Annotated in this window: 10 protein-coding genes; 4 read left to right on the top strand and 6 right to left on the bottom strand. The window is 64.7% G+C overall.

Features of this window, described 5'->3' with window-relative positions; genetic code table 11:
- Nucleotides 1-153 precede the first annotated feature (153 nt).
- The 3 genes from QA649_RS07365 to QA649_RS07355 all read left to right on the top strand — a co-directional run bounded on the left by QA649_RS07365 (nucleotide 154) and on the right by QA649_RS07355 (nucleotide 3,643).
- On the top strand, nucleotides 154-450 hold the full coding sequence (locus QA649_RS07365; RefSeq protein ID WP_211414217.1) for a co-chaperone GroES: 297 nt from the start codon (nucleotides 154-156) through the stop codon (nucleotides 448-450).
- 149 nt (nucleotides 451-599) lie between these two features.
- On the top strand, nucleotides 600-2,231 hold the full coding sequence (gene groL, locus QA649_RS07360) for a chaperonin GroEL (protein ID WP_283023599.1): 1,632 nt from the start codon (nucleotides 600-602) through the stop codon (nucleotides 2,229-2,231).
- 200 nt (nucleotides 2,232-2,431) lie between these two features.
- Nucleotides 2,432-3,643, top strand: coding sequence for a hypothetical protein (locus tag QA649_RS07355; RefSeq protein WP_283023598.1), 1,212 nt, complete (start codon nucleotides 2,432-2,434; stop codon nucleotides 3,641-3,643).
- Nucleotides 3,644-3,697: 54 nt separating this feature from the next.
- On the opposite strand, the gene QA649_RS07350 is transcribed toward QA649_RS07355, so the two are convergent.
- Nucleotides 3,698-4,096 (bottom strand): META domain-containing protein, encoded by a 399-nt coding sequence (locus tag QA649_RS07350; RefSeq protein ID WP_283023597.1) that lies wholly within the window; start codon nucleotides 4,094-4,096, stop codon nucleotides 3,698-3,700.
- Between the two features lie 138 nt (nucleotides 4,097-4,234).
- Complete coding sequence (locus QA649_RS07345) at nucleotides 4,235-5,899, bottom strand: L-lactate permease (protein WP_283023596.1); 1,665 nt, start codon at nucleotides 5,897-5,899, stop codon at nucleotides 4,235-4,237.
- A 313-nt stretch (nucleotides 5,900-6,212) separates the two neighbouring features.
- Here QA649_RS07345 and QA649_RS07340 point away from each other — a divergent pair, with 313 nt between their 5' ends.
- Entirely contained in the window at nucleotides 6,213-7,976 is a 1,764-nt protein-coding gene (locus tag QA649_RS07340) for an ABC transporter ATP-binding protein/permease (protein WP_283023595.1), read from the top strand.
- Between the two features lie 335 nt (nucleotides 7,977-8,311).
- Here QA649_RS07340 and QA649_RS07335 read toward each other — a convergent pair whose 3' ends face one another.
- The 4 genes from QA649_RS07335 to QA649_RS07320 form a co-directional block, all read right to left on the bottom strand.
- On the bottom strand, nucleotides 8,312-9,325 hold the full coding sequence (locus QA649_RS07335) for a TorF family putative porin (protein WP_283023594.1): 1,014 nt from the start codon (nucleotides 9,323-9,325) through the stop codon (nucleotides 8,312-8,314).
- Between the two features lie 407 nt (nucleotides 9,326-9,732).
- Entirely contained in the window at nucleotides 9,733-10,101 is a 369-nt protein-coding gene (locus QA649_RS07330; RefSeq protein WP_260388038.1) for a histone, read from the bottom strand.
- 84 nt (nucleotides 10,102-10,185) lie between these two features.
- Nucleotides 10,186-11,508: a glycolate oxidase subunit GlcF gene (gene glcF, locus QA649_RS07325; RefSeq protein WP_283023593.1), complete on the bottom strand. Its 1,323-nt coding sequence runs from the start codon at nucleotides 11,506-11,508 to the stop codon at nucleotides 10,186-10,188.
- Nucleotides 11,505-12,743 (bottom strand): FAD-binding protein, encoded by a 1,239-nt coding sequence (locus QA649_RS07320; RefSeq protein WP_283023592.1) that lies wholly within the window; start codon nucleotides 12,741-12,743, stop codon nucleotides 11,505-11,507. The genes glcF and QA649_RS07320 overlap by 4 nt, the downstream gene beginning before the upstream one ends.
- Nucleotides 12,744-12,791: the final 48 nt, after the last annotated feature.

Raw genomic sequence — 12,791 nt, 5'->3', positions numbered from 1 at the left:
GGATCGCGGCCAAGCCATATTCCCGGGCGCACTATTAGCACTCGGAAAGCCCGATTGCTAAGCGCGCCGTTCGATCCTCGGGACGAGGGGGAACGGAAGCGCCGCCCCACCCACTTCCACTACTTCCGAAGCGAGCCTCCAAAGGGAAACGTCATGGCTAAATCCAAATTTCGTCCGCTGCATGACCGTGTCGTGGTCAAACGTATCGACGCCGAGGAAAAGTCCAAGGGCGGCATTATCATTCCGGACACCGCCAAGGAAAAGCCGTCCCAGGGCGAGGTTGTCGCCATCGGCCCCGGCGGCCGCGACGAGACCGGCAAGCTGATCCCGATCGACCTCAAGGTCGGCGACCGCGTGCTGTTCGGCAAGTGGTCGGGCACCGAGGTCAAGATCGACAACGAAGAGCTCCTGATCATGAAGGAGTCGGACATCATGGGCGTTCTGGCCTAAGGCCATCCGCCTGAACGGCCGCTGAATGCGCGGCTGTCATGCCCGGGCAAAAGCGCAAAGCGCGTCTTCGCGCTAGATGACCCGGGCATCGATCATTCCGTCGCACAGCACCAAACAAGACACATCACGAAACACGAGGGATTGCAGAAATGGCTGCCAAAGACGTCAAGTTTTCCGGAGAGGCGCGCGATCGCATGCTGCGCGGCGTCGACATTCTCGCCAACGCCGTCAAGGTGACGCTCGGCCCGAAGGGCCGCAACGTCGTCATCGAGAAGAGCTTCGGCGCCCCCCGCATCACCAAGGACGGCGTCACCGTCGCCAAGGAGATCGAGCTCGAGGACAAGTTCGAGAACATGGGCGCCCAGATGGTGCGTGAGGTCGCCTCCAAGACCAACGACCTCGCCGGCGACGGCACCACCACCGCGACCGTGCTGGCCCAGGCCATCGTGCGCGAAGGCGCCAAGGCGGTTGCCGCCGGCATGAATCCGATGGACCTCAAGCGCGGCATTGACTCGGCGGTTGCGGCCGTCATCAAGGACATCGAGAAGCGCGCCAAGCCGGTCGCCGCCTCCTCTGAGGTCGCCCAGGTCGGCACCATCTCGGCCAACGGCGATGCCGCCATCGGCAAGATGATCGCGCAGGCGATGCAGAAGGTCGGCAACGAGGGTGTCATCACCGTCGAGGAGAACAAGTCGCTCGATACCGAAGTCGACATCGTCGAAGGCATGAAGTTCGATCGCGGCTATCTCAGCCCCTACTTCGTCACCAACGCCGAGAAGATGACCGCCGAGCTCGAGGACGCCTACATCCTCCTGCACGAGAAGAAGCTCTCGGGCCTGCAGGCCATGCTGCCGGTGCTCGAAGCCGTGGTGCAGTCGGGCAAGCCGCTCGTCATCATCGCCGAGGACGTCGAGGGCGAGGCGCTGGCCACCCTGGTCGTCAACCGCCTGCGCGGCGGCCTCAAGGTTGCCGCCGTGAAGGCGCCGGGCTTCGGTGACCGCCGCAAGGCCATGCTCGAGGACATCGCGATCCTCACCGGCGGCCAGCTGATCTCCGAGGATCTCGGCATCAAGCTCGAGAACGTCACGGTGAAGATGCTCGGCCGCGCCAAGAAGGTGGTGATCGACAAGGAGAACACCACGATCGTGAACGGCGCCGGCAAGAAGCCCGACATCGAGGCCCGCGTCGGCCAGATCAAGGCCCAGATCGAGGAGACCACCTCGGACTACGACCGCGAGAAGCTGCAGGAGCGCCTTGCCAAGCTCGCCGGCGGCGTCGCGGTGATCCGCGTCGGCGGCGCCACCGAGATCGAGGTCAAGGAGAAGAAGGACCGCGTCGAGGACGCGCTCAACGCCACCCGCGCCGCGGTGCAAGAAGGCATCGTCCCCGGCGGCGGCGTCGCGCTGCTGCGCGCCAAGAAGGCGGTGGGCCGTCTGTCCAACGCCAATGCCGACGTCCAGGCCGGCATCAACATCGTGCTGAAGGCGCTGGAAGCCCCGATCCGCCAGATCTCCGAGAACGCCGGCGTGGAAGGCTCGATCGTGGTCGGCAAGATCCTGGAGAACAAGTCCGAGACCTTCGGCTTCGACGCCCAGAACGAGGACTATGTCGACATGGTCGAGAAGGGCATCATCGACCCCGCCAAGGTGGTGCGCACCGCGCTGCAGGACGCCTCCTCCGTGGCCGGCCTCCTGGTGACCACCGAAGCCATGGTCGCCGAGCTGCCGAAGAAGGAAGCTCCGCCCGCCATGCCCGCCGGCGGCGGCATGGGCGGCTTCTGAGCCCGTCCTCATTTTACAGCACCAACGAAGGCCGCCTCCGGGCGGCCTTCTTTTTTGCCGACGCTACCCCGAGCTTTCCGATTCAACCGGCGGCCAAAACCCACTACGGTGACGCCGATTCTGATTGTTTGGGCATGATCTTTTCGGAAAACCGCTTCACACTTTTCCCGATCATGCTCCACTGCCCGAGGATTTCGTCGATGCGCGCGCTCTTGGTCTGTTCGACTGCCCTATTGGCGGCTCTGCTCGCCGTCTCGCCCGAAGTCGTCTCCGCCCAGATGAAATTGTCGCCCAAGGCCACTGCGCCGGGCGGAACCGAGACGCGCTATTTCACCTCGATCGACGGGCTGATGGACGGCAATGCCGACGTGATCCTGAAGGAGACGCGCCAGGGCAAGACGGTCACCGCAGCCGTGCTCGACGTCTGTTACCCGGTCGCGAAGAATTCCGAGCGCAAGGACCGCTTCGTCGTCAATCTCCAGGTCGCCGGCCAGAACCTGACCGGCACGACGCAGAGCATCAATGAGAAGTCGCCCGTCAGCGTCAAGCTGCTGCGCAAGCAGAGCGGCGACACCTTCGAATTCCGCGGTCAGATCAGCATTGGCCAGGCCGTGACCGAGGTCACCTCGCCCGACAATTCCGATCTCAGCGAGAAGGAGTTTCAGGACAACCAGACCTCCGATGACGGCATCACGTCGCAGCCGAAGGATTTCACCGACGTCTCGCCGGAGGCGATCGCGGTGAAGGTCAAGCTGGATGCGGCAACCGAGTTCCTGAAGAGCCTGAAGGGCCAGGCGGTCGAGGTGACGCTGGCGAGCCTCAATGTCGGCTGCGACGCGCTGCGCGCCGGCGAGCAGACCATCAACATGTCGGTCGACCCGGAGCGCGCCGCCGCGCTGCTGGCAAAATTCAAGACCATGCCGGGCGTCACCGCGGCAGGCTGGACTGCGGGCATGACCGAGATGGACCGCACCATCCGTTTTCCCGCCGCCGACTGGCGCGACGGCGACAAGATCAACCGCGACAGGCTCGCGGCCGCAGTCGCGGGCGTGCTGAGCAGGACGCTGGCGGCAAAGCCGGTGTCGCAAAGCTTCAACCCGGCGACCGGCAAGCTCAAGCTGGTGTTCAAGCGGCCGAACCAGGATCACCCGGCGCTCGAGCTCACCGACACGATCGAGGTCGCAGGGCTCGTCTCGCCCGACAAGCCCGGCACCACCGACAAGCTGATGCTCTGGATCGGCAGCCCCGCGACCACGACCAGCGACGAGAGCAGCGGCGCCAAGCTCAACCTCTCGGACGACGCCTCGGCCGACGAGGAAGGCGATTTGCCCGACGACAACGGCTCGCTCGAGGCGCTCGTCAAGGAGCTGAAGGGCCAGCGCTGGGACGCCGACAAGTCGGTGTGGAAGTAGTCGGACGCCGCCCCCCCGTGCGCAATGGCGCACTAGGCGGGGCATGACAGCAAGCTAATTCCCGTTCACGCGAAAGCGCAGCGGCTTGGGGCCGATCAGGGTCAGCACCTCGCCCTGGCGCTTCCAGGTCTCGACGCTGCCGAGCGCCGCGACCAGCTCATCGTCGGCCTGGGCCTTGGCCTGCGGACAGGACCGGTCCTGGATCTGGCCGGGGACGAAGATCACGGTGTTGCCGGCGACCGAGAACTGGCCCTTGCCGCCCTTGCACCAGAGCTCGAGCACGACCTCGCCATTGTCGCCGATCTCAATGTTCGGAATCCGCTTCGAGCCCGCCTGCGGCAGCGCCTCCAGCGTCATCTCGGTGCCGAACGGAAAACCGTCCTCGGCACGCGCGAGCGTGGACATCGCCAGCATTGCAAACACAGCACACACCATCTGCTTCAGCGAAACCATGACACCTCTCGACCGACCTGATTTGCCGCACCTTCTATAAGACGGCAGCGCCATTGAGAAGGTTCGCCTGCGCGCAATGCAAAAATCCCCGCGAGAGCGAACCTCGCGGGGATTTGCCTCGAGGCGAGATGCCGACTGCTACTTCAGGACCATTGCCGTGAACGGCCAGACATAGGCCTGCAACGTCACGAGCACACCGACCAGACACGCCAGCACGATCGAGTGCCAGAACACGAAGCGCAGGATGGTGCCCTCGTGGCCGTACCAGTTGGTGGCGGTGGAGGCGACCACGATCGACTGCGCGTCGATCATCTTGCCCATCACGCCGCCGGAGGAGTTCGCCGCCGCCATCAGCACCGGCGACAGACCTAGCTGCTGGGACGTGATCTTCTGGAGGTTGCCGAACAGAATGTTCGACGACGTATCCGATCCGGTCAGCGCCACACCCAGCCAGCCGAGCAGCGTGCCGAAGAAGGGATAGAGCACGCCGGTTGCGGCGAAGGCGAGACCGAGCGTGGCGTCGACGCCGGACAGCCGCGTCAGCGTGCCGATCGCGAGCATCGCCGAGATCGTGATCAGCGAGATCGCGCACAGGCGGATGGTGCGGCCGTACTCGGTCAGCAGCCGTCCGGGACCGACGCCCATCAGGAAGCCCGAGATGATCGCCGCGATCAGCATGCCGGTGCCGGTGAACGACAGATAGGTGAAGCCGAACACCGCGGCTTCCTTGGTCGGCGCCGGCGCCACCGGCGGCATCTTGTTGATCATCTGGTGCAGCTCGGGCACCGGATAGTTCCAGACGAAGATCGAGTTCGCCCAGGTCTTGAACGCACCATTGCCCCAGACCAGCATCACGATGCAGACGATGATCCACGGCAGCAGCGCGCTCCACATCTCGCTCTGCGTCAGCGGCGTCTTGTCCAGCGGTTTTGCCGCCGCCATGGTCGCGGCCGATTCATCATTGCCGCGCAGCGCCGGCGACAGCCAGAGCTGCCTCGGCTGCCAGACCTTCAGGAACAGGATCAGCGCGCCCATCGAGATCAGCGACGCACCGATGTCGACGATCCACGGATTGATGAAGTTCGAGATCACGAATTGCGGGATCGCGAACGACACGCCGGTGACGAGGATCGCCGGCCAGACGTCCTTCATGCCCTTCCAGCCTGCGAACGCCCACACCACCCAGAACGGGACGATCAACGAGAAGAACGGCAATTGCCGTCCGACCATCGCGCCGAGGATATAGGGATCGAGCCCGGTGACCGAGGCGAGGCCCTGGATCGGCGTGCCCAGCGCGCCATAGGCGACCGGCGCGGTGTTGGCGATCAGCGACAGGCCTGATGCCGCGAGCGGCGAGAAGCCGAGGCCGATCAACACGGCGCCGGTGATCGCGACCGGCGTGCCGAAGCCCGAGGCGCCCTCGAAGAACGCGCCGAACGAGAACGCGATCAACAGCAGTTGCAGCCGCCGGTCCTCGGTGACGCCGCCGACCGCACGCTTGAGCAATTCGAAGCGCCCGGTGGAGACCGTCACCTGATAGAGGAAGATGACGTTGAGGACGATCCAGCCGATCGGGAAGAAGCCGGTCACGATGCCGAGGATCGAGGCGCGGATCGACATGTTCGCCGGCATGGTGAAGACGAAGATCGTGATCAGGTTGGTCACGATCACGGCGATGACGGCCGCGATATGCGCCTGGACGCGGCCGCTCGCGATCAGCACCAGCAGCGTGACGACGGGCACCGCCGCCGCAATCGTCGACAGCACCGGGCTGTTCAGCGGATCATAGATTTGATTCCACATGGTCTTCCTCCCCACGCATGTTTGCGGCAGACGGCCCGCGTGGAGAACCGATCCTGCCTTTTCGCTGTAAGCGATAACCCCGGGCTGGACGCGAATTCCTCGTGAGTGCGGCGGTTCCCCTCCGCTCACAAGCTCGCGAAATCCCAGAGCACCCCGCCCCGCGCCGTCGAGCCCATGCTAGGGTTGCGGGCTGCGACAATCCAACGCAATTTGCTGAACTTGCGACTTTAGTCTAAGCGCGCCCATTTCCGCCATTGCCTCAAGTCTTTGGCTCAGGGCATTTGTGCACATCCCCTCGAGGAGACAGAGCTCTGTGAACAACATCCGCGCCACGCTCGCGATCGTCTGGCGAATCGCCATCCCCTATTTCCGATCCGAGGACAAATGGGCCGGCCGTGGCCTGCTCGGCGCCGTCATTGCCATGGAGCTGGCGCTGGTGGCGATCGACGTGCTGGTGAACCAGTGGCAGAACAGGTTCTACAGCGCTCTGCAGGCGAGCGACTGGGACGCCTTCGTCACGCAGATCTGGATCTTCGTCGCCCTCGCCTCCACCTATATCGCGCTGGCGGTCTACAAGCTGTACCTGAACCAGTGGCTCCAGATCCGCTGGCGGCAATGGCTGACCCGGCACTATCTCGGCGAATGGCTCGAGAACGCCACGCATTACCGTATGCAGCTCAAGGGCGATGCGGCCGATAACCCGGACCAGCGCATCACCGAGGACGTCAAGAACTTCGTCGAGCAGACCTTGACGATCGGGCTCGGCCTGCTTTCCTCGATCGTGACGCTGTTCTCCTTCGTGATCATCCTCTGGGGACTCTCCAACGCCGCGCCGCTGCACCTGTTCGGCACCGATCTGATGATCCCGGGTTATCTGTGCTGGGGCGCGCTGATCTACGCGATCTTCGGCACCGCGCTGACGCACTGGATCGGCAGCCCGCTGGTCAACCTCAATTTCGAGCAGCAGCGCTATGAGGCCGACTTCCGCTTCAACCTCGTCCGTGTCCGCGAGAACTCCGAGCAGATCGCGCTGCTGAGGGGCGAAGGCGCCGAACGCGGCCGGCTGCTGGATCGCTTCGGCTTCGTGATCGGCAACTGGTACGCCATCATGAGCCGGACCAAACGGCTCACCGCGTTCACGGCGAGCTATCAGCAGGCCGCCGTGCTCTTTCCCTATGTGCTGGTGGCGCCCGCCTTCTTCGCCAAGAAGATCCAGCTCGGCGACATGATGCAGACCGCATCCGCCTTCTCCAGCGTACAAGGCGCGTTGTCGTTCTTCGTCACGGCTTACCGGTCGCTGGCGGAATGGCGCGCGATCGTCGCACGCCTCGACGGCTTCGAGATGTCGGTCGCCTCCTCCACAAACCTGCCGGCGCATGAGCCTGCGATCGCCCTCAAGGCCGCGGGCGGCCGCCGCATCATCGCCCTCGAGCAGCTCTGCGTGAACCTGCCCAACGGTACGCCGCTGGTTGCCGCCGATGCCTTTGCCATCCAACCTTCGGAACGCGTGCTGGTGACCGGACCGTCCGGCTCCGGCAAGTCGACGCTGTTCCGGGCCATCGCGGGCATCTGGCCGTTCGGCACCGGTGCCATCCTCGTCCCCGAAAAGGCCAGGCTGATGATGCTGCCGCAGCGCCCCTATTTCCCCGTCGGAAAGCTGCGCGACGCCGTGGTCTATCCGGCCAAGCCTGATACGTTCGAGGCCGCTCGTGTGAGGGACACGCTGATTGCGGTCGGGCTGCCCAACCTCGCCGGACGCCTCGAGGAGGACGGTCACTGGAACCGGATGCTGTCGCTCGGCGAGCAGCAGCGCCTCGGGCTCGCCCGCGCCCTGCTGCATGCACCCGACTATCTCTTCCTGGACGAGGCCACGGCGTCGCTGGACGAGCCTTCCGAGGCGCGGCTGTACCGGCTGCTGGCGGAGAAGCTGCCGCAAGCCACCATCGTCTCGATCGGCCACCGCTCGACGCTGGATGTCTTTCACACCCGCAAGGTGGCGACGGTGCAGGACGGCGAGATCCATGTCCTCGGCGATGCTGCCGCGCCGGCCGAGAGGGAGCCGACGGCAGCGCGCTGAGGCGCAGGGGCGTCTCTCGCCTACAATCGCGTTCAAAAGAACCGGATGGGCGGCTTCCTTGCGGTCTAGCTAAGGGACGCCGCCCTCAACTCGGGCCTCGTCATTGCGAGGAGCTCTTGCGACGAAGCAATCCAGACTGCCTAAGGCGGAAAGACTCCGGATTGCTTCGCGGAGCCTGTCATCGGGCCGCGCTTCGCGCGGACCCGGTGGCTCGCAATGACGGAGTGTGAGGCAGCGGCGCCGCTCTCCCGGCTCGCATTTCGGACCGCAGACGCCCCAAAGCAAAAGGGCGGCAGGTTGCCCTGCCGCCCTGGTGAGTAGTCCCGGGAAGAAACTTACTTCAGGTTGGTCATCGCCGTCAGGTCGAACGACAGCTTGGCGATGCCGGCCGCGCCGCACCAGTTGGAGCCGACGCCCGACGGATTGATCGGGGTCACGAAGGTGCCGCTCGACGCCGTGATGTTGCCGCGTGCCGAGAAATCGCTGGTGAAGGCGTTGCAATCGCCCTTCGACAGGTCGGTGTCGGAGTAGCGCAGATCCAGCGTCATGACCTTGTAGGTGAAGCCGATGCCGATGTTCCAGGTGTTGTAGTCGGCGTATTTGATGCCGTTCGGGAAGGCCGGCACGCCGTAGAAGCTGTCGGAGGTGCCGAGCCACTGACGGCCGAACTCACCCGACACGTACATGCCGACGCCGCTCGAGCCGAACACCGTGCTCGGCGCCGTATACTTGCCGACGATCGAGGTGTAGTTGCCCCAGGCGCCCGAGTTCAGATAGCTCGGGGTGTAGTATTCGTTCACGCCGAACGACCAGTTGTCGTTCACGGTGTAGGTGAACTTGCCGTAGACTTCGAAGAAGCTCAGGTCCTTCTTGATCACGTTGGTGTTGAGCAAGGCCTTCTCGGCGCACTCGGCGCCCTGGAAGACGCCGGCGTTGTCGATGCCGGTGCCGCCGAAGTAGCAGGTGCCGCCCGGATACAGGTAGCCCCACACGCCGATGTCGAAGGCGAACGCACCGAAGGTCGGGCGGATACCGCCGTAGACGTCGATCTCGGCCGCAGCACGGTTCGGGAAGGAAATGCTCTCACCGGCGACGCCGACATAGAGCTGGAGGTCCTTGGTAACGTTGTAGCGAGGCTCGAAATAGGCCGCGACCGACGGCTTGTGGTTCGACTGGGTGATACCGCGGAAGATGTAGTCGCTCATGATCGCGCCGCCGAAGGCGATATCCCAAGGATCGAAAGCCACCACCGGCGGGGCCTTCTTGGCCTTCACCGCCATGTCTGCCGCGAAAGCCGAACCCGTCGTCACCATTGCCAGCGCCGTTGCCAACAAAGCCACTTTTTTCATTTCGATCCCCATCTACCCGTTCTTACTTCCCAGTCGGATCCCGGAAGCCCCCCGGGGTCGTGCGACCTGTCTGCAAAATTGCGTTACTGCGACAATCTGGAGCGAGGGATGCGAACGGTGAAGCAAAAAGCGCGGGCATCTGCCGACTTTTTAGGCGTTTTAACGTTTGCGCGAAAGGTTGTCGGCCTGTGTGGCTTCTCGACCACATCATTTGCACTCCAGAGTGCATAAGGGGTGCGTGCAAGTACGGATGCCTTCAGCTCCGTGGTACCGACGCAACGAATCAACTCACCCCGAAGAATCGACAGCATCCGCCCCCCATCCGGCGATGCAAAAAGGCCGCAGCGTCGCCGCCGCGGCCTTTCCGGTGTCGATCATGGCCGGGGAATTGAACCTGGCTTTTCAGCCTAGCCCTGTCCCTCGGCAGGCGTCGGTTCCGCAGAAGACGAAGGCATCGCCCAGCTCGTCTCGGCGACGGGCTCGGGCGCCGGAGCTGCCGCCGGCGCTGACGGCTTCGGCGCGGGAGCTGCCTTCGCCTTCTTCGGTGCCGCTTTCTTTGCAGTCTTCTTGGCGGCCTTCTTCGGTGCAGCCGTCTTGGCCGCCGCCTTCTTTGCTGTCTTCTTGGCAGCCTTCTTCGGGGCGGCCTTCTTGGCAGATTTCTTCGCGGACTTCTTGGCTGCCTTCTTCTTCGTCGCCTTCTTCGCGGACTTCTTCGCCGCTACAGCCTTCTTGGCCTTTTTGGCCTTCTTGCTTTTCTTCTTCTTCGCTTTCGCCATCGTGGTCCTCCTGTTGCCGCCGAACAATGGTCGATCGGGCGCCTTCAGTCGTCACCTCGGGAGGAAAGTTCAGGCTCTGAAAGCTCAAACTTGCGCGTTCAGTGCCGGCCGCGACCCGCCCGTAGCCCAATCGAGAAGCTCAATCGTGTGTACGACCGGAACTGACGTGCCACTGGCAATCTGCACCATGCAGCCGATATTGCCCGCGGCAATCATGTCCGGCTTGACGCTTGCGATGTTGGCGACCTTGCGATCGCGCAACCGGCCCGCAAGCTCGGGCTGGAGAATGTTGTAGGTCCCCGCCGAGCCGCAACACAAATGGCTCTCGGGTACATCTTTCACCACGAATCCATTCTTGGAAAGCAATTCTTTCGGAAGCCCCGTGATTTTCTGTCCGTGCTGCAACGAACATGCAGAGTGATAGGCGACGACGATGTTGTCTTGCCGTGCAGTCGATTCCAATCCGAGGCCGGCGACGTATTCGGTGATGTCCTTGGCGAGAGCGGACACCTTCGCCGCATCGGCGGCAAGCGCAGCGTCCTCGCGCAGCAGATAGCCGTAGTCCTTGATGACCGTCCCGCAGCCGGAGGTCGTCACCAGGATGGCATCGAGCCCCTCGCCGGCCGCCTCCGCGGTCCATGCCGCAATGTTGGCACGCGCCCGCGCCAATGCATCATGGTCGTTGCCGAGGTGATGGGTCAGCGCCCCGCAGCACTGCTCGTCCCTGACCAGGACGACCTCGATGCCGTGGCGGGTGAGCAGGCTGATGGCGGCCTGGTTGATGCGCGGCGCCAGCACCTGCTGGGCGCAGCCCTGGAGCAGCGCGACCCGGCCGCGCTTCTTGCCGAGGGCTGCGAACACGCTGCCCGGGAGCGGCCCCGGTGACGGCAGCCGGTGTGGGGCCAGCGCCAGCATCGCCTTGATGCGCTGGATCAGGCCGGGCGTGGCCGAGGGCCGCGGCGTCGGCAGGAACACGGCGAGCGGACGGGCCAGCCGCGCCAGTATCATGCTCAAGCGAAAGCGCTGCGGGTCCGGCAGAACGAAGGCCAGCACCTGGCGCAGCAGCCGCTCGGCCAGCGGCCGCTGATAGCGCTGCTCGATCCTGACCCGGGCCTGGTCGACGAGGTGCATGTAGTTCACGCCCGAGGGGCAGGTCGTCATGCAGGCCAGGCACGACAGGCAGCGGTCGACATGCTTGACCACCTCGGCCGTCGGGGTCTGGTCCTTCTCCAGCATCTCCTTGATCAGATAGATGCGGCCGCGGGGGCTATCGAGCTCGTCACCGAGCAGCACATAGGTCGGACAGGTTGCAGTGCAGAAGCCGCAATGGACGCAGGCGCGCAGGATCTTGTCGGCTTCCGCGATATCGGGATCGGCGAGCTGCGCGAGTGAGAATTCGGTCTTCATGCCGCAGCGCCCCGGCTCAGGCGTCCCCGGTTGAGAATGGTCTTCGGATCGAAACTGGCGCGCACCCGCTCGCTCAGGGCGGCGATGCCGGGCGCCTGCGGATGGAATACGTCGACGTCGCGCCTGACATCCTCGGCCGCCCGGATCAGCGTGGCGTGCCCCCCAGCCGCATTCGCGCACGCACGCACGACCGGAGCATGCGCGTCGCCCTTCGGCGGCAATGCGGCCCAGATCAAGCCGCCGCCCCAATCATAGATCACGTCGCCGCCGGTCTCGCGCGCCAATTGCGTCCCGAGCGCCGCACCCGATGCCGGCGGGCAGACGATCCGCCAGACCGGCCAGGCCCCCAGCGCGCCGCCGGCCGCAAACGGCAGTACGTCACGCAGCGTCGCCCACAGTGCGGACGATGCGGCATCCTCCACCAGGGTCGCGGTTCCGAACGGCGTCAGCAATTCACGCAGCGAGCCGGCGCGGTGGGTGGCGGAGGCGGTGATGCCCTCGAGCCGCAATACGGTCAGCGCCTCGCCCTGGCCTGCAACGTCGCCAAGCCCGTCGGTCCTGGCCCGGAGCGCCGATTTCGGCAGGTGCGCGGCACCGGAGACGTCAAAGGGTGAGCCCAGCGCCGCGGTCATCGCCTTGTTGGCGACGGCATCATCGAGCCCGCGCAGCAGCAGCGTCCGCTCGGCCTCCGGCTTCGGCATCACCTTCAGCGTGACCTCGGTCATCACCGACAGCGTGCCCCAGGACCCCGCGAGCAGCTTGCAGAGGTCGTAGCCGGTGACGTTCTTCACCACCTTGCCGCCGGTCTTGAAGCTGTCGCCGAACCCGGAAACAGCATGCGCGCCGAGCAGGTGATCGCGCGCCCCGCCCGCCCGGATGCGCCGCGGCCCGGCGAGCCCGGCCGCGATCATGCCGCCGATGGTGCCCAGCGCCGGCGTGCCGAACAGCGGTGCGGTGTTCATCGGCTCGAAGGCGAATTGCTGGTTCTTGGCATCGATCAGCGACAGCACGTCGGCGAGCGGCGCGCCGGCCTGGAGCGTCACGATCAGCTCGTTCGGCTCGTAGGAGGTGACGGCATTGAGCGCGGAGACGTCGAGCACCGCATTGGTCGCCATCGCATGCCCAATGCCGCGCTTACTGCCATGACCGATGATCTCGAGCGGCTGCTCATTGGCAATCGCCGCGCGCACCACCTCTTCGACGTCTTTGGCGTCTCGAACTTTGAGCGTATCCACGACTGAGCCGGTATCCAAGTTTAGAGCGGAAGGCAAATTTGCAACATC

Source organism: Bradyrhizobium sp. CB1717, from assembly GCF_029714325.1.
Classification (GTDB): Bacteria; Pseudomonadota; Alphaproteobacteria; order Rhizobiales; family Xanthobacteraceae; genus Bradyrhizobium.
Note: the sequence above shows the minus strand (reverse complement) of the source record. Positions and strands in the feature narration are given on the sequence as shown.

Bases quoted from the DNA above. Each gene is read 5' to 3' on its own strand.
- QA649_RS07365 (WP_211414217.1), top strand. From the start codon at position 154: ATGGCTAAATCCAAATTTCGTCCGCTGCATGACCGTGTCGTGGTCAAA.
- groL (WP_283023599.1), top strand. From the start codon at position 600: ATGGCTGCCAAAGACGTCAAGTTTTCCGGAGAGGCGCGCGATCGCATG.
- QA649_RS07355 (WP_283023598.1), top strand. From the start codon at position 2,432: ATGCGCGCGCTCTTGGTCTGTTCGACTGCCCTATTGGCGGCTCTGCTC.
- QA649_RS07350 (WP_283023597.1), bottom strand. From the start codon at position 4,096: ATGGTTTCGCTGAAGCAGATGGTGTGTGCTGTGTTTGCAATGCTGGCG.
- QA649_RS07345 (WP_283023596.1), bottom strand. From the start codon at position 5,899: ATGTGGAATCAAATCTATGATCCGCTGAACAGCCCGGTGCTGTCGACG.
- QA649_RS07335 (WP_283023594.1), bottom strand. From the start codon at position 9,325: ATGAAAAAAGTGGCTTTGTTGGCAACGGCGCTGGCAATGGTGACGACG.
- QA649_RS07330 (WP_260388038.1), bottom strand. From the start codon at position 10,101: ATGGCGAAAGCGAAGAAGAAGAAAAGCAAGAAGGCCAAAAAGGCCAAG.
- glcF (WP_283023593.1), bottom strand. From the start codon at position 11,508: ATGAAGACCGAATTCTCACTCGCGCAGCTCGCCGATCCCGATATCGCG.